The organism is Azospirillum brasilense (assembly GCF_022023855.1).
GTDB classification, from domain to species: domain Bacteria; phylum Pseudomonadota; class Alphaproteobacteria; order Azospirillales; family Azospirillaceae; genus Azospirillum; species Azospirillum brasilense_F.
Genome location: NZ_CP059449.1, coordinates 1,505,752 through 1,524,935, shown reverse-complemented (window position 1 = coordinate 1,524,935; position 19,184 = coordinate 1,505,752). Strand labels below are relative to the sequence as shown.

Here is a 19,184-nt window from a genome sequence, read left to right as displayed (position 1 = left end):
TCCGAAGGGTAAACACGCGGGGCCGCGGAAGGCTCCCGCGCAAAGGCGCCGACTTGCCTCCGGGGCGGGGCGACCCGACATAATCCCCAAATCCTACGCCATCGGAGAGGCCGAGATGCTCGGAATGTTCATGCGCAAGCCCCTGGCGCTGCCCAGCGCGGAGGAGGCCCTGCCCGGGCGCGACACGCCGGTTCCCGTGCCGCCGCGCCACCATGTCAACGGCAACCCGCTGACCCCGCCCTATCCGGAGGGGCTGGAGGTCGCCGACTTCGGGCTCGGCTGCTTCTGGGGGGCGGAGCGCAAGTTCTGGAAGGTGCCGGGCGTCTGGACGACCATGGTCGGCTATCAGGGCGGCCACACGCCCAACCCGACCTATGAGGAGGTCTGCTCCGGCCGCACCGGCCACACCGAGGTGGTGCGCGTCGTCTACGACCCGGCCAAGGTCGGGTTCGAGGAGCTGCTGCGCGTCTTCTGGGAGGCGCACGACCCGACCCAGGGGATGCGCCAGGGCAACGACGTCGGCACCCAGTACCGCTCGGCCATCTACACCCACACGGACGCCCAGCGCACCGCAGCCGAGGCCAGCCGCGAGTCCTATCAGGCCCGCCTGGAGCAGGCCGGTTTCGGCCCGGTGACGACGGAGCTGCGCGAGGCCCCGCCCTTCTACTACGCCGAGGACTATCACCAGCAGTATCTGTCCAAGAATCCCGCGGGCTACTGCGGGCTGGGCGGCACCGGGGTGACCTGCGCGGCGTGACGCGCTCTTGCGGTGCGGGGGCTGAACCATGGAGACGGTTCCCGCCCCCCACTGCGGCATCCGGGCGACAGGGTTAAGCCGGCTTGAACGGGGCGGTCCCTTGCGGTTGCGCCTGCCCGTCGCTTGCGGGTATGGTTCCGGCGGTCCATGAAAGCTCCAGGGGGTAGCCCCGCGGGGCGCCGCCCGAGACATTCCGCGCCCAATCCATGATCAAGGAAAGAACCGAGCTGGCGACGCCGCACCTGAGCGGCCTGCTTGACTTCTGGCTCACCAAATGCATCGGCGGGAAGCCGCCGGTGTCCAGCAGCATCGCCCCGGCCGACCTGCGGCCGTGGAAGGATAATATTGTGATTTTCGAGGTCATCGGCGACGACGACTTCGTTTATTCCTATTACGGCCAGTCGCTCGCGGCGGCCTTCGGGCATTCGCGCCTGGGCGCCACGCTGGACGATCTGCCGGAGGAGCAGCGGGCCATCCTGCGCCCCGAATACGCCTCGCTCCTGCGCGAACGGCTGCCGGTCGCCCGTGTCTACACCGCCGATTTCAGCGGCGTCATGCGGACCTGGGAGCGGCTGGCGCTGCCGATGTCCAGCGACGGCGAAACCATCGACAAGATCCTGGTCGCCGCCTATGAGCTGCCGCCGGACGAACCGCCCTGCGCCGTGCTCGTCCCCGACGCGACGGAGGATGAGGCGGAGGTGGAGATCGACAGTCCGGATGATGACGGGCCGGATGATGACGGGCCGGATGATGACGGGCCGGAGGCGGACGACACGGTGGACGGCGAATCCGAGTCCCTTGCGGACGAGGGCACCGACATCGACGACGATACGGACGGGGCCGCGGACACTGAAGCCGGAACCGAGACCGAGACCGAGACCGACGATACCCCCGACGACGACGCCGACGACGGCGAGTCCTTCTCCACCGAACAGAAACCGGGAGCCCCGGCATGACGCCGCGCACGCCCCACCTGACCGCGCCCGCGACCCAGTCGGGAGTCGTCACCGCCGACGAGTTCAATCTGTGGTGCGCGCTGAACGGCCGCCCCTTCAACCTGATCCCCAACGCGCGCCCGGACGGGCGGCTGCTGTGGGACGTGGAGGTGCTTCCCGGAACCCCGCGCGCCGGCACGGTCTATTCGACCAACCTCGGCGACGAGGCGCTGGCGGTGGTCGCCGGCTTCGCCTTCCTGTCCGGCGTCGAGTGGGCCTATGAGGCGCGCCCCGCGGAAACCGCCGTCCCGCCCCCGGCGTCGGACGCGGCGGTGGACGCGCCGGACGAGGTGGAAGACGTCCTCATTCCCGACGCCGAGGATCTGCCCGAGGCCCTGTCCGAGGAAGCGGAGTCGGAGGAAGCCGAGGACGACACCTTGGCCCACGAGGACGACGCGGCCTATGAGGACGACGCGGAGGACATCGACGACACCGACACCTTCGACGACGAATCCGAGCCCGAATCCGACGAGGCAGCGCTGTCCGTCGGCGAGGATGATCCCTACGCCCTGCCCGGCACCACGCTTCTCCAGAACCCGCCGCCGCGGCCGCCGCAGCAGCATGACGAGACGGTCCTGGCCCGCAACGCGCGGATGCTGGAGACGGTGCTGCGGAACTTCCGCGTCCGCGGCGAGATCATGGACGTGCGCCCCGGCCCCGTCGTGACGCTCTACGAGTTCGAGCCGGCGCCGGGCACCAAGTCGGCCACGGTCATCAACCTGACCGACGACATCGCCCGCTCGATGAGCGTGGTCACCGCCCGAATCGCCATCGTGCCGGGCCGCAGCGTGATCGGCGTCGAGTTGCCGAACCCGGTGCGCGAGATGGTCTATCTGCGCGAGATGTTCGATCACACGGCCTTCGCCGAATCGCAGGCCCATCTCGCCATCGCGCTCGGCAAGGACATCAGCGGAGAGCCGGTGGTCGCCGACCTCGCCCGCATGCCGCACCTGCTGGTCGCTGGCACCACTGGCTCGGGCAAGTCGGTCGCCATCAACACGATGATCCTGTCGCTGCTCTACCGGCTGCCGCCCGACCGCTGCCGCTTCATCATGGTGGACCCGAAGATGCTGGAGCTGTCCGTCTATGACGGCATCCCGCATCTGCTGACCCCGGTGGTGACCGACCCGAAGAAGGCCGTCATCGCGCTCCGCTGGGCCGTGCGCGAGATGGAGAGCCGCTACGAGGCGATGTCCAAGCTCGGCGTGCGCAACATCGAGGGCTACAACGCCCGCATCGCCGAGATGATCGCCAACGGCGAGCCGATGCCCCGCCGCACCGTCCCCGGCGAGGCCGAGGCCGTCTTCGACCTGACCCCGCAGGAGCCGACGCCGCTCCCCTACATCGTGGTCATCGTGGATGAGATGGCCGACCTGATGCTGGTGGCCGGCAAGGAGATCGAGGCGGCGATCCAGCGCCTCGCCCAGATGGCCCGCGCCGCCGGCATCCACCTGATCATGGCGACGCAGCGCCCCTCGGTGGACGTCATCACCGGCACCATCAAGGCCAACTTCCCGACCCGCATCAGCTTCCAGGTCACCAGCAAGATCGACAGCCGCACCATCCTCGGCGAGGCCGGGGCGGAGCAGCTGCTCGGCCAGGGCGACATGCTCTACATGGCCGGCGGCGGCCGCATCACCCGCGTCCACGGCCCCTTCGTCTCCGATTCGGAGGTCGAGGAGATCGTGCAGTTCATCAAGTCGCAGGGCGCCCCCAACTACGTCACCGCCATCACCGAGGAAGAGGATGAGGCGGTCGCCGACGAGGACGACGAGAGCGGCGGCGGCAACTCCGGCGACGACCTCTACATGCAGGCCGTCAACCTGGTGGTGCGCGAGGGCAAGGTGTCGGTCAGCTTCATCCAGCGTCAGCTCCAGATCGGCTACAACCGCGCCGCCCGTCTGGTCGAGCGGATGGAGACGGAGCGCGTGGTCGGCCAGGCCAACCACCAGGGCAAGCGCGAGGTGCTGCTGTCCCCCGCCGGCCTGTCGGCCAAGCGCGCCGGGGTCTGAACGCAGGAGCCTTCGAACACAGGAGTCGGAGCGATGAAGGCGCATTTCGAACGGTTCGCGCGCTACAACCGCTGGGCCAACCGCCGCCTCTACGCGGTGGCGGCCGACTTGTCGGACGCCCAGTACCGCGAGGACCGCAGCGCCTTCTTCCGCTCGGTGCGGGGAACGCTGAACCACATCCTGGTGGCCGACCGGGTGTGGCTGCGCCGCATCGAGGGGGACGGGCCGACGCCCTTCGCCCTGGACGAGATCCTCTATGACGGCTTCGAAGAGCTGCGCGCCGCCCGTGACGCGGAGGACGAGCGCATCGTCCGCGTCGTGGCGGAGCAGGAGGAGGCGCGCTTCGCTACGGACCTCCACTACCGCTCGCTGGCCGGGCAAGCCTTCACCATGCCCTTTTCCGCGGTGCTGGCCCATGTCTTCAACCACCAGACCCACCACCGCGGGCAGGCGCACACGCTGCTGACGCAGTTCGGGCTGGCCGCGCCCAGCATCGACTTCGCCTATTTCCTGTTGGACAAGTAAAGGCGCCGGCCCCTCACATGCGCGACGGCGACAGGCGGAATTCCACCACCCGGCTGGTGTGGGCGAGCTTGTCGATCAGCTCCATCGGGTCCGGCGTGCCGTTGGCCTGGAGCGTGAGCTGATACTCCAGGTGGCCGCTGCCGTTGCGCAGGTGGAAGGCCCAGGACACGATCTCGTAGCCGTGCTCCAGCGCCTTGACGCGGATCACCTCCGCCGGGGGCGCCTGGTCGCGCTCGAAGACGAGCATCACCTGGACCACCGTGTGGTGGGGCAGCACCGCCTCCAGCCGGCGGAAGGCGCTCATCACCAGAATGACCAGAAAGGCCAAGCCGATGGCCGCGGCGTAGAAGCCCAGCCCGATGGTCACCCCGATCGCCGCCGCCGTCCAGATCGATGCCGCGGTGGACAGGCCGCGGATGGAGAAGCCCTCCCGCATGATGACCCCGGCGCCGAGAAAGCCGATGCCGGTCACGATGCCCTGGATGACCCGCGTCGGGTCCCCGCCCCCGCCGCTTCCGCTCCCGATGCCGCCGTACCACAGGCCGGGATAGGCGTTGACGACGGTCAGCGCCGTCGAGGCGAGGCAGACCAGCGCGTAGGTGCGCATCCCCGCCGCCCGCCCGTGGAAGGAGCGCTCGTACCCCATCAGGATGCCGAGCCCCAGCGCCCCGACCAGATGCAGCAGGATGATGCCGTTCACGGCCAGTTCGGCCGGCGACCAGTAGGCGGACAGGTTCAGCATGACGCCCCTCCCCCCAGGACGATCGGTCCCGGAAAGCACAGTGTAGCGCCGATTGGTTGGCGAAGGATCACCCTACCCCCCACCCTAGCCCAGCGCACCCAGCGTCCAGCGGGCGAACAGGGCCACCAGCATACCCTCCGCGATGGCCAGCATCAGCCGCAGCATCAGGCTCACGAGGTCGGTGAAGCGGTCGCGGCGGGGGAATACCTCGGCCAGCATGCCGGCGACGGCGCGGCGCAGGCTCAGGCTGACGAGGCCGATCACCAGCGCCACGACGGCGGTGCCGACCACATAATAGAGTGCGCCCTTCCAGCCGGCGAAGCTCTGCGGATGTTCCAGATAGAAGAGCGTGCCGACGACGATCCAGACGGCGGACGGCCAGACTCCCACCATGTCGGCGCCGCCGGCCGGCCCGGCACCGCCGGGCGCCGGCATCGGAGACTCCGGTGGGGGCTCCGGCGGGGGCTGCGCGCTCCAGGGCACCGCGGCCTCCGTCAGCCCCCCGGCACGTGCCGGAAGGCCAGCACGCGGGCCGGGCGGCCGTCCTCGTCGGACAGCGGCAGCAGCAGTTCGACGAAGCGCGCGCCCGGCAGCATCGGGTCGTCGCGCACCAGCAGGCCGCGCGGCTCCCCCGTCTCCAGACAGGCGCGCAGGTCGGCGTTGAAACGCGCCGCCGCTTCGGCGGGGTGGCAATCGCTGACCGGGCGCGGCACCGCGCGCTGGCCGATCCGGCGCTGCACCGCCCGCCCGCAGGCGCGGTAGAGGAAACCCTCGCCGCCGCGCAGCGGCTCCATCAGGCACAGGCGCGGCACGCATTCGCGGATCTGCGCGGTGTCGATGTCGCGTGCCTCCGGCATCGCGCGCCCGCGACGGACGCGCCGCCAATGGACGTAGATCAGGCTGGCGATCTGCGGGATCTGCTCGAGGTCCAGCGGCTCCGACCGGCAGACCGGCGGCGCGGGCGGCGGCGGCGGAACGGCGGCGGCGGCCGGAACCGCGCGCACCGGCGCGGCCACCACGGCCTCCGCAACCGGCTTCGCGGCGGCGGGCGCCGGGCGGCTGGCGAAGACCGGCTGACGCTCCGGCCGTCCGCCGTGCTTCTTCAGCATCGGCAGCGGCGCCCAGGTCTGGCAGGTGTGGTAGGAGCGCGTGACCTTCCGGTAATCCTGGCTGGTCGCCGTCCGGCACTCCCCCTCCGCGCTGTAGCGGTCGACGTGGACGAGCGTGTTGTCGTCCGACAGGGCGCGGTCACCCCCCCACGAAACGCAGGCGGCGCAGGCGCGGCTGTCCTTGGCGAAAGCGTGGGTCATCGTTGGGCACGAACTCCGGCGGCAATCAGGATCAGGTGTGCGGGTTTCTCCCGCTGGACGAATTCGGAACACGCCGGGTTTCCGGCGCACCCCGATTGATGACGCCCTTTCGGCGCGGGTTCAAGCCTTGCCTCGCCGCCCGCTGGCGATGTTTCAGACATGTGGCCCGCGCATCATCCCACCCCTTCCCCCGCGCCGCCTTGTTCCCTATAAAGGGGCCTCGCAACGACATATTGATCCGTGCCCTCTCACACCCGCGCCCCTGCCAAGGGGCCAATGGCGCGAGGGGGCTTTTGCTGCACGAACGTCGAGAAGCGGACCCATGCCCAAGCGCACTGATATCAAATCCATCTGCATCATCGGCGCGGGGCCGATCGTCATCGGCCAGGCTTGCGAGTTCGATTACTCCGGCGTCCAGGCGTGCAAGGCGCTGCGCGAGGAAGGCTTCCGCGTCATCCTGGTCAACTCCAACCCGGCCACCATCATGACCGATCCGGGTCTGGCCGACGCCACCTACATCGAGCCGATCACCCCGGCCGTGGTGGCGAAGATCCTGGAGAAGGAGCGCCCCGACGCCCTGCTGCCGACCATGGGCGGCCAGACCGCGCTGAACACCGCCATGGCGCTGTCCGACGATGGCACGCTGGAGCGGCTGGGCGTGGAGATGATCGGCGCCAAGCGCGACGTCATCGCCAAGGCCGAGGACCGCATCCTGTTCCGCGACGCCATGGACAAGCTGGGCCTGGAATCGCCGCGCTCGCGCCTCGTGCGCAACATGCAGGAGGCGACCGAGGCGCTGGAGTTCGTCGGGCTGCCCGCGATCATCCGCCCCAGCTTCACGCTGGCCGGCACCGGCGGTGGCATCGCCTACAACCGCGCCGAGTTCGAGGACATCGTGCGCGGCGGCCTGCGCGCCAGCCCGGTCGGCGAGGTGCTGATCGAGGAATCGGTGCTGGGCTGGAAGGAGTATGAGATGGAGGTCGTCCGCGACAAGGCGGACAACTGCATCATCGTCTGCGCCATCGAGAACATCGACCCGATGGGCGTCCACACCGGCGATTCGATCACCGTCGCCCCGTCGCTGACGCTGACGGACAAGGAATACCAGATCATGCGCAACGCCTCGATCGCGGTGCTGCGCGAGATCGGGGTGGAGACCGGCGGTTCCAACGTCCAGTTCGCGGTGAACCCGGCGAACGGCCGCCTGATCGTCATCGAGATGAACCCGCGCGTGTCGCGCTCCTCCGCGCTGGCCTCCAAGGCCACCGGCTTCCCGATCGCCAAGATCGCCGCGAAGCTGGCCATCGGCTACACGCTGGACGAGCTGACCAACGACATCACCGGCACCACCCCGGCCAGCTTCGAGCCGACGATCGACTACGTCGTCACCAAGATGCCGCGCTTCACCTTCGAGAAGTTCGCCGGCACCGAGCCGCTGCTGACCACCTCGATGAAGTCGGTGGGCGAGGCCATGTCGATCGGCCGCACCTTCCAGGAGTCGGTGCAGAAGGCGCTGCGCTCCATGGAGACCGGCCTGACCGGCTTCAACGAGGTGCGCATCGGCGACAGCGACACGCCGGACGCCGCCGCCATCCGCGGCGCGCTGGCCCGCCCGACGCCGGACCGCCTGCTGGTCATCGCCCAGGCCTTCCGCCACGGCTTCACCGTCGCCGAGGTCCAGCAGGTCTCCAAGTACGACCCGTGGTTCCTGGAGCAGATCAAGGCCATCGTGGACCGCGAGCAGGCGATCCGCAGCGGCGGCCTGCCGACCGACAAGGCCGGCTGGCAGGCGCTGAAGCAGATGGGCTTCTCCGACGCCCGTCTGGCCGAGCTGGCCGGCACGAGCGAGGGCGAGGTCGCCGAGGCCCGCCGCGCCGCCGGGGTCACGCCGGTCTTCAAGCGCATCGACACCTGTGCCGCCGAGTTCGCCTCGCGCACGCCCTACATGTACTCGACCTACGAGACCGACGGCACCGGTGCCGCCGAGTGCGAATCGGACCCGACCGAGAAGAAGAAGGTCGTCATCCTGGGCGGCGGGCCGAACCGCATCGGCCAGGGCATCGAGTTCGACTATTGCTGCGTCCACGCCGTCTACGCGCTGCGGGAGGCCGGCATCGAGACCATCATGGTCAACTGCAACCCGGAGACGGTCTCCACCGACTACGACACCGCCGACCGCCTGTATTTCGAGCCGTTGACCGCCGAGGACGTGATCGAGCTGGTCCGCGTCGAGCAGCGCAACGGCACGGTGCTCGGCTGCATCGTGCAGTTCGGCGGCCAGACCCCGCTGAAGCTGGCCGACGCGCTGGAGAAAGCCGGCATACCGATCCTCGGCACCTCGCCGGACGCCATCGATCTCGCCGAGGACCGTGAGCGCTTCCAGAAGCTGCTGCACCAGCTCGACCTGCTCCAGCCGGCCAACGGCCTCGCCCGGTCGCTGGAGGAGGCGGAGACGGTCGCCGCACGGATCGGCTTCCCGGTGGTCATCCGCCCGTCCTACGTGCTGGGCGGCCGTGCCATGGAGATCGTCCACGACATGGCCGGGCTCAAGCGCTACATGGGCAACGCCGTGAAGGTGTCGGGCAAGAACCCGGTGCTGATCGACAGCTACCTGCAGGACGCCATCGAGGTGGACGTGGACGTGGTGGCCGACGCCACCGGTCAGGTCTACATCGCCGGCATCATGGAGCACATCGAGGAGGCCGGCATCCATTCCGGCGACTCGGCCTGCGCGCTTCCGCCCTACTCGCTGCCCGCCGAGACCATCGCCGAGATCGGCCGCCAGGGCGAGGCGCTGGCCCGCGCCCTGCACGTCGTCGGCCTGATGAACGTCCAGTTCGCGGTCAAGGACGGCACGGTCTACATCCTGGAGGTCAACCCGCGCGCCAGCCGCACGGTGCCCTTCGTCGCCAAGGCCACCGGCACCGCCATCGCCAAGATCGCCGCCCGCGTCATGGCCGGGGAGAAGCTGGCCGACTTCACGCTGAACGGCCCGACCCCGCCGCACACCGCCGTGAAGGAGGCCGTGTTCCCCTTCGCCCGCTTCCCCGGCGTGGACATCGTGCTCGGCCCGGAGATGAAGTCGACGGGCGAGGTGATGGGCCTCGACCACAACTTCGCGCTGGCCTTCGCCAAGTCGCAGCTCGGCGCCGGCGTCACCCTGCCGGTCCAGGGCACCGTCTTCATCTCGGTGAAGGAGCGCGACAAGCCGTCGGCCGTGCAGATCGGGCAGAAGCTGCACGCCATGGGCTTCCGCGTCCTGGCGACCACCGGCACCGCGGCGGCGCTGCGCCAAGCCGGCGTCCCGGCGGAGTCGATCAACAAGGTGGTGGAAGGCCAGCCGCACATCGTCGACGCGATGATCAACGGCGAGGTGCATCTGGTCATCAACACCACGGACGGCGCGCAGGCCCTGTCCGACAGCTTCAGCCTGCGGCGCACGGCGCTGACCTACAACCTGCCTTACTACACCACCATGGCCGGTGCACGCGCGGCGGTGGAAGCGATTGCCGCACTCCGGAACGGCAGCCTTGAAGTCGCGCCGTTGCAGTCGTACCTTAGCGGTTCCTATTAGGACAGTTTACGGCGCGGCGGACCTCCTCCGCCGCGCCGTAGCTTTCCCAGGGCGCTGCGTCGGCATGGTGATGGATTGAACGATGGAAAAAGTTCCAATGACTGCGGCGGGATACAACCGCCTGCAAGAGGAGTTGAAGCACCTCAAGACTGTCGAACGGCCCAACGTCATCAAGGCGATCGCCGAGGCGCGTGAGCACGGGGACCTGTCGGAGAACGCCGAATACACCGCCGCTCGTGAACGCCAGAGCTTCATCGAGGGCCGCGTCGCGGAGCTGGAGGACAAGATCAGCCGCGCCGAGGTTATCGACCCGACGAAGCTGTCCGGCAGTTCGGTGAAGTTCGGCGCCACTGTCACGCTCGCGGACGAGGACACCGACGAGGAGATCACCTACCAGATCGTCGGCCAGGACGAGAGCGACATCAAGAACGGCATGCTGTCCATCCAGGCGCCGCTGGCCCGCGCGCTGATCAACAAGTCGGTCGGCGACAGCGTGGAAGTCTCCACGCCGGGCGGTTCCAAGGTCTACGAGATCGTCACCGTCGCCTTCAAGTAAGCGCGGGTTCAAGCTTGAGGGGCCGGTTCGCAAGACGCGGCCCCGCCACCGACCGCGAACCGAAACGCCCCGCACCGACAACCGATGCGGGGCGCTTTGTTTTTATCCTTTGTTTCCATCCTTGGAACAGCCTGCTAGCCCCGCAGCCGCTCCGCCAGGAAGGCGCTGACCCGTTCGATGGCATCCTTGCGGGCGGACTCGTCGGTGCCGACCGTCGCCTCGCCCGCGGGGGCGGTCGCCAGATTGCGGCGCTTGCGCAGCGGCGCATGGGGGGAGTCGAAGCCGTGATGGGCGTCGGGATAGACCACCACCTCGGTGCGCTCCTTCACCGGCTCGCGGCTCGCCAGTTCCAGGCAGCGCTCGGCCGGGGTCCATTCGTCCTTGCCGCCCAGCAGCATCAGCAACGGCCCTTCCGGCTGCCAATCGGCGTCGCTCAGCGGCGTCCGGCAGCCGGGATAGAAGGCGATGGCGGCGCGGAATCCGTTCCCCTGCCCGCCCGGCCCATAGGCGGCCAGCACCGTGCCCGCCCCCTGCGACCAGCCCATCAGGGCGATCCGGTCGCTGTCCACGTCGCTGCGCGCGCGCAGATAGGCCAGCGCCGCCCAGGCGTCGCGCTTGCGCTCCTCCGTCGCCCGGACAGGGCGGTCCTTCACCGTGCAGACCTCCGCCACGCCGCGCGGGCCGAAGCTGTCGACCATCAGCACCGCGTAGCCCTGCTCGCGCAGCGTCAGCGCCCAGTCGATGTGCCGGGAGGCCACCCGCCCGGTCTTGGCATAGAGGCCGCTGCAGCCATGCAGCAGGACGACGGTGGGATAGGGGCCGTCGGCCCTGGGGCGCAGGAAGCGCCCGGTCAGGGGCGTCGGGGCGCCACTGTTCAGGTCGGCGTCGAGCGAGGGGAAGCGGACGATCTCCTCCGCATGGACGCCCGGCGTGGCCGCCACCGCCGGCGGGGAGCCGAGCAGGGGCGGCAAGGCCAAGGCGGCGGCGAGCGCCAGCGTCGGCAGGAAAAGGCGCGGCGGAAGGGCACGGCGTCGGGGTGAGGCCATCATCGTCTCCCGGTCACGGGCAAAATCGGCATAGTCGGTTGCGCGCAAGTTTATCACCTTCGCCGTGGAAAGCATCGCACGTGCGAAGATGGGCAGAAATCCATTTTCGGAAACGCTCGGTGTTACGAAATTGCGCGAGGGCCGCGCTCCCGAAACGCGAACAGCCGACACCACATCCCATGCGCGGGGTACGGTGCCGGCTGTCCTGGAAAAGGCTTCGCGTCGGTGCGGCGCCGCGTCAGCGGCGCGCCACTCGGGTCGAGGACTCGCCCTCGTCCTCCTCGTCGTCATCCTCCAGCGAGTCGGGGATGTCCGGCGAGTCGACGTCGATCGGCACACCGGGGGTGTGCTTCGACGTGCGGATCGACAGGGCCGACTTGACGTGCGCCACGTTGGGCGCCGCCGTCAGCTTCGTGGTCAGGAAACGCTGGTAGTCGTCCCAGTCCTCCGCCACGATCTTCAGCAGGAAATCATACTCGCCCGCCAGCATGTTGCATTCACGCACCATGGGCCAGGAGTTGACGAGTTCCTCGAATTTCTTTAGGTCCACTTCAGCTTGGCTGGACAGGCCGACCTGGGCGAACACGGTGACACCGAACCCGAGCGCGTCGGGGTTGATGTCGGCGTGATAGCCGCGGATGAAGCCCGCCTCTTCCAAGGCGCGGACACGCCGCAAACACGGAGGGGCAGAGATGCCGGCACGCCTCGCGAGTTCTACGTTGGTCATCCGGCCGTCATTTTGCAGGTCGCGCAAAATCCGCCGGTCAATTCGGTCGAGTTTGACCCGCCGCATGGTTTGCTCGGTCGCTCCGGGGGTGATTTGAAGAAAGGATATTACACGGCGAAGCCATCCACGCCAAGCAAGAAACCCGTATCGGCGTTGGTGGAAAAACTTTCTATCGATGTATCCGGCCCCGACGCCCACCCAGACGCGACAACCAGCCGCACCCCCAAACCATTCGTGTGACGATGCAGTCCTCTCTTTCCGGTTCCCTTACCTGCTGGGTCGTGTCGGACGGCAAGCCCGGCATGGAAAACCAGTGCATCGGCCTTGCCGAGGCGCTGGGCCTCACTCCCGTCGTGAAGCGCGTGCGGCTGCGCAGCCCGTGGCGTCAGCTCAGCCCCTTCCTGCGGCTGGGAAACCGCTTCGCCGCCGGGCCGGAGGGCGATCCCATCCGCGCGCCCTGGCCCGACCTGATGATCGGCTCGGGTCGCCAGGCCATCGCGCCGCTGCTGGCCGCCAGCAAGCAGTCGCGCGGGCGGACCTTCACCGTCTACATCCAGGACCCGCAGATCAACCCGCGCCATTTCGGTCTCGTCGTGGTGCCCCGCCACGACCGGCTGCGCGGCCCCAACGTGATGGCCACCCGCGGCGCCCTGCACCGGGTGACGCCCAAGCTGCTGGCCGAGGCCGCGCAGCGCCACGCCCCCCGGCTCGCCGACCTGCCGCACCCGCGCGTCGCCGTGCTGATCGGCGGCACCAACGGCGTCTACGCCCTGACCCCGACCATCATGGGCGACGTCGCGGAGAAGCTGTCGGAGCTGGCCCGCAGCAAGGGAGCCGGGCTGATGGTCACCCCGTCGCGCCGCACCGGCGCCGACAACGAGGCGATCCTGCGCGCGCGCCTGAACGGCCTGCCGGCGGAGGTGTGGGACGGCACGGGGGAGAATCCCTATTTCGCCTATCTCGGTCTGGCCGACGCGGTGGTGGTGACCTGCGACAGCGTGTCCATGACCTCGGAAGCCTGCTCCACCGGAAAGCCGGTCTATGTGATCGAGCTGGAGGGCGGCTCGCCCAAGTTCCGCAGTTTCCACGAAGAACTCTACAAGGAAGGCATCACCCGTCCCTTCACCGGGGCCCTGGAACACTGGACCCATCCAACGTTGGACGACACCCGGCAAGTCGCCGAGGAGTTGCGCCATCGCCTTCTGGCCCACCGCGCCAAGCACGGCGCCTGAAATCCGGCGCGCACCACGCTCCGCGATGCCACGGCGTGTTGTTGTTTGCTTGCGCTGTTCAGGAAGGAATCCTGTCAAACGGTTCATGAACGCTAATTCATTTAGCGCGTGTGCCGCCCTATGGTAGTTCGCCTTTACCGCTGGGACGCATTGGATCTTTTCGCATGGTTTCGCCTGACGCGGTCCAGGATGCCTTCATCCGCTCCCTGGACGGTGCCCCGACCAAGGATGACCCCTACCGCCACTGGCTGCTGTCGCGCGCGCTCACCGACGAGGCCGCGGACGGCATCGCCGCCTTGCCCTGGGCGCCGCCGCCGATCGGCGACAGCATGGGCAAGCGGGACACCAACAACGCCACCCGCAGCTATTTCTGCGCCCGCAGCCGGGCCGAGCATCCCGTCTGCGACGCGGTCGCCACGGCCTTCCAGCGCCGGGCTGTGACGGAGGCGATCGAGCGGACCTGCGGCGTCGATCTGGCCGGCACCTCGCTGCGCATCGAATACTGCCAGGACACCGACGGCTTCTGGCTGGAGCCGCACACCGACATCGGCGTCAAGAAGTTCACGATGCTGATCTATCTCTCCAAGGGGCCGGACTGCGCCGACTGGGGCACCGACGTGCTGAACGCCACCCGCACCGTCGTCACCCGCGCGCCCTACGCCTTCAACAGGGGATTGGTCTTCGTTCCCGGAACGAACACGTGGCATGGCTTCGCCCCGCGCCCGATCCGCGGCGTGCGCAAGTCGATCATCGTGAACTATGTCGGCCCGGAATGGCGCGCGCGCCACGAGCTGGCCTTCCCCGACACGCCCGTGGCCTGAATTGCTGCCGTCTGGAGACCGCCCCATGTCCATGCCCACCTCCCTGCTGGATCTGGACCGCTTCCGCGCCACCCCGCTGCAGCACGAGCCGTTCGATTTCCTCTGCGTCCCCAGCTTCGTGAAGCGGGAGCATCTGGAGGCCCTGCACCGCGACTACCCCAAGGTGGACAAGCCCGGCTCCATCCCCCTGGGCGTCTTCCCGCAGGGGCCGGCCTTCGACGCCCTGATCGGGGAGCTGCGCGGCGAGGCGGTCTGCCAGGCCTTTTCGGAGAAGTTCGGGCTGGACCTGTCGCGCTACCCGACCATGTTCACCGCCCGCGGCATGTGCCGGGCGACCGACGGCAAGATCCACCCCGATTCGGCCAGCAAGATCGTCACCGTCCTGATCTACATGAATCCGCCCTGGGAGGCGTCGGGCGGACGCCTGCGCGTGCTGCGCAGCCCGAACATGGAGGATTACGCCGCCGAGGTGCCGCCGGACGAGGGCACGCTGCTGTGCTTCCGCCGCTCCGACACCTCCTGGCACGGGCACCATTCCTTCGAGGGCCGGCGCCGCGCCGTGCAGATGAACTGGGTCCGGAACAGCGTCTACATCTGGCACGAGCAGTGGCGCCACCGCGTCGGCGCTTGGCTGAAGAACCGCAAGGGCGCCGCGCCGGCCCACTATTGAGGGGCATTCCCCGGGCGGTCGGGGTGAAACATCGTCCCCATGATGGGCCGGCATGGCAGGCTTTCCGATGACAGCGCGCCGGAACTGGACCATATGTTCGGCGCGGCCCTATGGTCCGCGTCAGATCAGATCGTGACGGACAGAGCGATGCCCAGCACCCACCACACCAAGGTTCTCATCATCGGCGCCGGTCCTGCCGGCTACACCGCGGCCATCTACGCGGCGCGCGCCAACCTGCAGCCGCTGATGGTGCAGGGCATGCAGCCGGGCGGCCAGCTCATGATCACCACCGACGTCGAGAATTATCCCGGCTTCGCCGACCCCATCCAGGGGCCGTGGCTGATGGAGCAGATGCAGAAGCAGGCGGAGCATGTCGGGACCAAGATGGTCTTCGACCTGATCACCGACGTCGACTTCAGCCAGCGCCCCTTCGTCTGCAAGGGCGACTCGGGCGACACCTACACCGCCGACAGCGTCATCATCGCGACCGGCGCGCAGGCCCGCTGGCTGGGCATCTCCAGCGAGGAGATCTACCGCGGCTTCGGCGTGTCGGCCTGCGCCACCTGCGACGGCTTCTTCTTCCGCGGCAAGGAGATCGCGGTGATCGGCGGCGGCAACTCCGCGGTGGAGGAGGCGCTGTACCTCACCAACCACGCCTCCAAGGTGACGGTCATCCACCGCCGCGACAGCTTCCGCGCCGAACGGATCATGCAGGACCGGTTGTTCCGCAACCCCAAGATCGAGGTGGTCTGGGACAGCGTCGTCGAGGAGATCGTCGGCGAGGGCGACGGCTCGCTGGGCAACCCGCGCGGCGTCACCGGCGTGCGCGTGAAGAACGTGAAGTCGGGCGAGGAGCGGGTGATCCCGGTGGCCGGCGTCTTCGTCGCCATCGGCCATGTCCCGGCCACCGCCGTCTTCCAGGGCAAGGTGGAGACCGACTCCGAGGGCTACATCGTCACCGCCCCCGACTCGACGGCCACCAACGTGCCGGGCGTCTTCGCCGCGGGCGACGTGAAGGACAAGATCTACCGGCAGGCCGTCACCGCCGCCGGGATGGGCTGCATGGCCGCCCTGGAGGCCGAGCGCTGGCTGGCCCACCACGAGGGCGAGCCGAGCCCGGCGGGCAATTGGTAAACTGTTGGCGGGGCCGGGCGACCGGTCCCCTCTTACCGCCGATGCATCATCCCATCGACGCTGAACCGCCCGGCCCCGGAGGCGATCAGCGCGAGGAAGCCGCCGATGATGGCGAGGTTCTTCATGAACTGGATGCGCTGCATCCCCTGGGCCTCCGGCGGGTAGGTCCAGTAGCGGTGAGCGATCAGCGTCGCCATGATGGTGAAGAGGACCAACGCCGCGGCGGCCAGCCGCGTCCAGGCTCCCAGCACCACGGCCAGCCCGCCGAAGCACTCCACCGCACCGCCCAGCGCGGCCAGCAGCATCGGCATCGGCAGCCCCTGCCCGCCCAGACTTTCAGCGAAGCCGCCGAGATTCATCAGCTTGCCGAAGCCGCTTTCCACGAAGATCGCTCCGATCAGAAGCCTTGCGGCCAGCAGCAGCGCGTCCTGCGCGCCCGTCGCCTCGCGGTCCGCTCCCCGCGTCCGGTCGAAATTGTAGGAGGTCATGGCGCCCTCTCCCGCGTCCATAGGACATCCCTTAAGAACGCGTGCCGCCACCCTCTTGTTTCGCCCCCTGTTGTATTGTCTGGCCCCAAAAGGACGGGGCGCCGCCCCGAAGGACGGCGCCCCATCAAATCGCAAACTGCTGTTCAGCGCCGACTACTCCAGCATGGAGCGCAGCATCCAGGCGGTCTTCTCGTGGATCTGCAGGCGCTGGGTCAGCAGGTCGGCGGTCGGCTGGTCGTTGGCCTCCTCGGCGGTCGGGAAGACCTTCCGGGCGGTGCGGGCGACGGCCTCATGTCCCTCGACGAGCTGGCGCAGCATCTCCTGGGCGTTCGGAACGCCCTGCTCCTCCTTGATCGAGGCGAGCTTGGTGAACTGCGAGAAGCTGCCCGGCGCCGGATAGCCGAGGGCGCGGATGCGCTCCGCCACCTCGTCCAGGGCGGTCCACAGCTCCGTGTACTGGGTCATGAACATGGTGTGGAGCGTGTTGAACATCGGCCCTGTGACGTTCCAGTGGAAGGAGTGCGTCTTCAGGTACAGGGCGAAGGTGTCGGCAAGCACGTTGTTCAGGCCTTCGGCAATGGCCTTGCGGTCGGCTTCCGCGATCCCGATGTCGATCTGCATGGTTTCTCAATCCTCCGAGGGGTTGTCTTCCATTCTTGGCTGCAATCGAGGCTACGCCCCGCTGCGCCCCGGGTAAAGACCCTACTTTAGAAACTTTCTAAAAAGCAGCCCTGCGCAACCCGCATGCCCCGGCATGCCGTGAAGGCCACCCCGACAAGCTTGGGCGCACCCGGTGCGGGTCAAGATGTGCGCCGCAACAGCATCCGTATCAAGCATCGGGATCGGGCATCGGTATCGAGCGCCCCGAACGCGCGGCCCCACGGCGTCAATGGTACAGCCCGACATAGGCGACCAGATCCTGGCCCGGCACCCGTTTCACGAAGGTGGTTTTCGGCTCGATCCGGTCGCTGGCCGGGTTCAGCCAGCGGTATTCCACCCAGCCCTCGCCCGCGTCCCGCGCCACCGACAGGATGTCGCGGACGATGTCGCGGCCGTCCGGGTCCTTCACGTTGATCACGCTGACCCCGACCCCGGCGGGCCGCGGCGGATAGACCTTCCACACCCCGGCGAAGTCGATGACCGTGACGTAGAGCGCCCCGTGCTTGAACTCCCCGTCGCGGTTGAACGCCGCCGCCGCGGCCTCCAGCCCCCGGGCGGCGATCAGCTCCGCCGCCTTCAGCGCAACGGCGCGGACCTGCTCCCGCTCCGGATCACCGGGCTGGGCGTGGGCACCCGCGGGGTGGAGCGCTACGATCAGAAGGGCGGTCAGCAAGCCCCGTAGGACGCGGAGCGGCGGCACTCGGACGAAGGCGCTCATGGCAAATCCCCCGGACCGGCCAATGCGGGAACGTCATGCGGAAAAGGGCGCCGATCGGTTCGCCCACTGTCGAAAGAAAGTCGGCCTCCGGCAATCCGCCAATCCTGCGGCCTATTGCCGCAAAGTTCCGCGCGGGCCACACTGTCCCCAGCGTCCGGCACCACGAAGGCACGCCCGGCCTCTGCCGATCCCTCGGCCCCATCCAACGGTGCGCGCCGGCCCGGACCGTATTTGGGAGGAGCATCGCATGCGCATCGCAATCATGGGGGCGGGCGCGGTCGGCGGCTATTTCGGCGCGCGCCTCGCGGCGACCCACGGAGCCGAGGTGCATTTCATCGCCCGCGGCCGGCATCTGGAAGCCATCCGCCGCGGAGGCCTGCGCATCAAGAGCGAGGCCGCCCCCCTGCATCTGACCGACGTCCGCGCGACCGACGACCCGGCGGAGGTCGGGCCGGTCGACCTCGTGCTGTTCGCCGTCAAGCTGTGGGACACCGACCGCGCCGCGGAGGCCTGCCGCCCCCTGGTGAAGCCGGGCACCGTGGTCGTCACCGTGCAGAACGGCGTCACCGGGATGGACACGCTGTGCCAGCTCCTCGGGCGGGAGCATGTGGCGGGCGGCGTCGCCCACATCGGCGCCACCATCGCCGCCCCCGGCGTGATCCGCCACACCGGGACGCTGGCCCGCCTGACCTACGGGGAACTGGACGGGCGCCCCTCGCCCCGGCTGACCGCCTTCCACGCTCTGGCCGAGGCGGCCGGGTTCGAGGCGGTGCTGTCCGCGGCGATCCTGCGCGCGCAGTGGGAGAAGTTCGCCTTCCTGGCGCCCTTCAGCGGGGTCACCGCGCTGACCCGCCAGCCCGCCGGGGTGATCCGCCGCGTTCCGGAAAGCCGCGCCCTGTTCCTCGACGCGGTGGCGGAGGTCGCCCGGCTGGCCCGCGCCCGCGACATCGATCTGGGCACCGGCATCGTCGCCCGCGTCGAGGCGCTGCTCGACGGCCTGCCGCCCGCCATGACCTCCTCCATGCTGAACGACCTGACGCGGGGCGGGCGGCTGGAGCTGCCCTGGCTGTCCGGGGCGGTGGTGCAGCTCGGCTCGGAGCTGGGGGTGCCGACGCCCGTCCACCGGGTGGTCGCGGCGGCCCTGGCACCCTACGCCGACGGACCGCCCTGAGGAAGGACACCCCAGCGGGGGCGGCGTGACGTCATGCCGCCCCTTT

Annotated in this window: 19 protein-coding genes; 11 read left to right on the top strand and 8 right to left on the bottom strand. The window is 68.9% G+C overall.

Annotated elements, in window-relative coordinates:
* Positions 1-115 precede the first annotated feature (115 nt).
* The 4 genes from msrA to H1Q64_RS07225 all read left to right on the top strand — a co-directional run bounded on the left by msrA (position 116) and on the right by H1Q64_RS07225 (position 4,289).
* On the top strand, positions 116-757 hold the full coding sequence (gene msrA, locus H1Q64_RS07240; RefSeq protein WP_237902973.1) for a peptide-methionine (S)-S-oxide reductase MsrA: 642 nt from the start codon (positions 116-118) through the stop codon (positions 755-757).
* A 206-nt stretch (positions 758-963) separates the two neighbouring features.
* On the top strand, positions 964-1,713 hold the full coding sequence (locus H1Q64_RS07235; protein WP_237902972.1) for a PAS domain-containing protein: 750 nt from the start codon (positions 964-966) through the stop codon (positions 1,711-1,713).
* Positions 1,710-3,764, top strand: a complete 2,055-nt coding sequence (locus H1Q64_RS07230) for a DNA translocase FtsK (protein ID WP_237902971.1) — start codon at positions 1,710-1,712, stop codon at positions 3,762-3,764. Before H1Q64_RS07235 ends, H1Q64_RS07230 begins: the two co-directional genes overlap by 4 nt.
* Before the next feature lie 33 nt (positions 3,765-3,797).
* Positions 3,798-4,289, top strand: coding sequence for a DinB family protein (locus H1Q64_RS07225; RefSeq protein WP_237902970.1), 492 nt, complete (start codon positions 3,798-3,800; stop codon positions 4,287-4,289).
* A 13-nt stretch (positions 4,290-4,302) separates the two neighbouring features.
* On the opposite strand, the gene H1Q64_RS07220 is transcribed toward H1Q64_RS07225, so the two are convergent.
* From H1Q64_RS07220 to H1Q64_RS07210, 3 genes are all read right to left on the bottom strand, one after another.
* Positions 4,303-5,031: an MgtC/SapB family protein gene (locus tag H1Q64_RS07220; RefSeq protein ID WP_237902969.1), complete on the bottom strand. Its 729-nt coding sequence runs from the start codon at positions 5,029-5,031 to the stop codon at positions 4,303-4,305.
* Between the two features lie 84 nt (positions 5,032-5,115).
* Positions 5,116-5,466, bottom strand: a complete 351-nt coding sequence (locus H1Q64_RS07215; protein ID WP_237902968.1) for a hypothetical protein — start codon at positions 5,464-5,466, stop codon at positions 5,116-5,118.
* 59 nt (positions 5,467-5,525) lie between these two features.
* Positions 5,526-6,341, bottom strand: coding sequence for a hypothetical protein (locus tag H1Q64_RS07210; protein ID WP_237902967.1), 816 nt, complete (start codon positions 6,339-6,341; stop codon positions 5,526-5,528).
* Positions 6,342-6,663: 322 nt separating this feature from the next.
* Between H1Q64_RS07210 and carB the strand changes: the two genes are divergently transcribed.
* On the top strand, positions 6,664-9,915 hold the full coding sequence (carB, locus tag H1Q64_RS07205) for a carbamoyl-phosphate synthase large subunit (RefSeq protein ID WP_237902966.1): 3,252 nt from the start codon (positions 6,664-6,666) through the stop codon (positions 9,913-9,915).
* Positions 9,916-9,997: 82 nt separating this feature from the next.
* Entirely contained in the window at positions 9,998-10,471 is a 474-nt protein-coding gene (gene greA, locus H1Q64_RS07200) for a transcription elongation factor GreA (protein ID WP_079285121.1), read from the top strand.
* A 134-nt stretch (positions 10,472-10,605) separates the two neighbouring features.
* Here greA and H1Q64_RS07195 read toward each other — a convergent pair whose 3' ends face one another.
* Positions 10,606-11,565, bottom strand: a complete 960-nt coding sequence (locus H1Q64_RS07195; protein ID WP_237902965.1) for a dienelactone hydrolase family protein — start codon at positions 11,563-11,565, stop codon at positions 10,606-10,608.
* A gap of 190 nt (positions 11,566-11,755) precedes the next feature.
* A complete protein-coding gene (locus tag H1Q64_RS07190; protein WP_035675586.1) occupies positions 11,756-12,310 on the bottom strand; it encodes an Lrp/AsnC family transcriptional regulator in 555 nt (184 codons plus the stop codon).
* Positions 12,311-12,486: 176 nt separating this feature from the next.
* On the opposite strand from H1Q64_RS07190, the gene H1Q64_RS07185 reads away from it, so the two are divergent.
* From H1Q64_RS07185 to trxB, 4 genes are all read left to right on the top strand, one after another.
* A complete protein-coding gene (locus tag H1Q64_RS07185) occupies positions 12,487-13,476 on the top strand; it encodes a mitochondrial fission ELM1 family protein (protein ID WP_237902964.1) in 990 nt (329 codons plus the stop codon).
* 164 nt (positions 13,477-13,640) lie between these two features.
* Positions 13,641-14,297: a 2OG-Fe(II) oxygenase gene (locus tag H1Q64_RS07180; RefSeq protein WP_237902963.1), complete on the top strand. Its 657-nt coding sequence runs from the start codon at positions 13,641-13,643 to the stop codon at positions 14,295-14,297.
* A 25-nt stretch (positions 14,298-14,322) separates the two neighbouring features.
* The gene (locus H1Q64_RS07175) at positions 14,323-14,967 is read left to right on the top strand and encodes a 2OG-Fe(II) oxygenase (RefSeq protein ID WP_237902962.1); all 645 of its coding nucleotides are present in this window, start codon (positions 14,323-14,325) and stop codon (positions 14,965-14,967) included.
* A 147-nt stretch (positions 14,968-15,114) separates the two neighbouring features.
* Entirely contained in the window at positions 15,115-16,101 is a 987-nt protein-coding gene (gene trxB / locus H1Q64_RS07170; protein WP_035675595.1) for a thioredoxin-disulfide reductase, read from the top strand.
* 32 nt (positions 16,102-16,133) lie between these two features.
* On the opposite strand, the gene H1Q64_RS07165 is transcribed toward trxB, so the two are convergent.
* The 3 genes from H1Q64_RS07165 to H1Q64_RS07155 form a co-directional block, all read right to left on the bottom strand.
* The gene (locus H1Q64_RS07165) at positions 16,134-16,589 is read right to left on the bottom strand and encodes a DoxX family protein (protein WP_237902961.1); all 456 of its coding nucleotides are present in this window, start codon (positions 16,587-16,589) and stop codon (positions 16,134-16,136) included.
* 153 nt (positions 16,590-16,742) lie between these two features.
* Positions 16,743-17,210, bottom strand: coding sequence for a Dps family protein (locus H1Q64_RS07160; protein ID WP_035675596.1), 468 nt, complete (start codon positions 17,208-17,210; stop codon positions 16,743-16,745).
* Between the two features lie 265 nt (positions 17,211-17,475).
* On the bottom strand, positions 17,476-17,967 hold the full coding sequence (locus tag H1Q64_RS07155; RefSeq protein WP_237902960.1) for a cache domain-containing protein: 492 nt from the start codon (positions 17,965-17,967) through the stop codon (positions 17,476-17,478).
* 247 nt (positions 17,968-18,214) lie between these two features.
* On the opposite strand from H1Q64_RS07155, the gene H1Q64_RS07150 reads away from it, so the two are divergent.
* Positions 18,215-19,138 carry a ketopantoate reductase family protein gene (locus H1Q64_RS07150; protein ID WP_237902959.1) on the top strand — a complete coding sequence of 308 codons (924 nt, stop codon included), beginning with the start codon at positions 18,215-18,217 and terminating at the stop codon, positions 19,136-19,138.
* Positions 19,139-19,184 lie beyond the last annotated feature (46 nt).

Bases quoted from the DNA above. Each gene is read 5' to 3' on its own strand.
- H1Q64_RS07210 (WP_237902967.1), bottom strand. From the start codon at position 6,341: ATGACCCACGCTTTCGCCAAGGACAGCCGCGCCTGCGCCGCCTGCGTT.
- H1Q64_RS07225 (WP_237902970.1), top strand. From the start codon at position 3,798: ATGAAGGCGCATTTCGAACGGTTCGCGCGCTACAACCGCTGGGCCAAC.
- H1Q64_RS07185 (WP_237902964.1), top strand. From the start codon at position 12,487: ATGCAGTCCTCTCTTTCCGGTTCCCTTACCTGCTGGGTCGTGTCGGAC.
- H1Q64_RS07190 (WP_035675586.1), bottom strand. From the start codon at position 12,310: ATGCGGCGGGTCAAACTCGACCGAATTGACCGGCGGATTTTGCGCGAC.
- msrA (WP_237902973.1), top strand. From the start codon at position 116: ATGCTCGGAATGTTCATGCGCAAGCCCCTGGCGCTGCCCAGCGCGGAG.
- H1Q64_RS07235 (WP_237902972.1), top strand. From the start codon at position 964: ATGATCAAGGAAAGAACCGAGCTGGCGACGCCGCACCTGAGCGGCCTG.
- H1Q64_RS07180 (WP_237902963.1), top strand. From the start codon at position 13,641: ATGGTTTCGCCTGACGCGGTCCAGGATGCCTTCATCCGCTCCCTGGAC.
- H1Q64_RS07175 (WP_237902962.1), top strand. From the start codon at position 14,323: ATGTCCATGCCCACCTCCCTGCTGGATCTGGACCGCTTCCGCGCCACC.
- H1Q64_RS07230 (WP_237902971.1), top strand. From the start codon at position 1,710: ATGACGCCGCGCACGCCCCACCTGACCGCGCCCGCGACCCAGTCGGGA.
- H1Q64_RS07215 (WP_237902968.1), bottom strand. From the start codon at position 5,466: ATGCCGGCGCCCGGCGGTGCCGGGCCGGCCGGCGGCGCCGACATGGTG.
- H1Q64_RS07155 (WP_237902960.1), bottom strand. From the start codon at position 17,967: ATGAGCGCCTTCGTCCGAGTGCCGCCGCTCCGCGTCCTACGGGGCTTG.
- trxB (WP_035675595.1), top strand. From the start codon at position 15,115: ATGCCCAGCACCCACCACACCAAGGTTCTCATCATCGGCGCCGGTCCT.
- carB (WP_237902966.1), top strand. From the start codon at position 6,664: ATGCCCAAGCGCACTGATATCAAATCCATCTGCATCATCGGCGCGGGG.
- H1Q64_RS07220 (WP_237902969.1), bottom strand. From the start codon at position 5,031: ATGCTGAACCTGTCCGCCTACTGGTCGCCGGCCGAACTGGCCGTGAAC.
- H1Q64_RS07160 (WP_035675596.1), bottom strand. From the start codon at position 17,210: ATGCAGATCGACATCGGGATCGCGGAAGCCGACCGCAAGGCCATTGCC.
- H1Q64_RS07150 (WP_237902959.1), top strand. From the start codon at position 18,215: ATGCGCATCGCAATCATGGGGGCGGGCGCGGTCGGCGGCTATTTCGGC.
- H1Q64_RS07165 (WP_237902961.1), bottom strand. From the start codon at position 16,589: ATGACCTCCTACAATTTCGACCGGACGCGGGGAGCGGACCGCGAGGCG.
- greA (WP_079285121.1), top strand. From the start codon at position 9,998: ATGGAAAAAGTTCCAATGACTGCGGCGGGATACAACCGCCTGCAAGAG.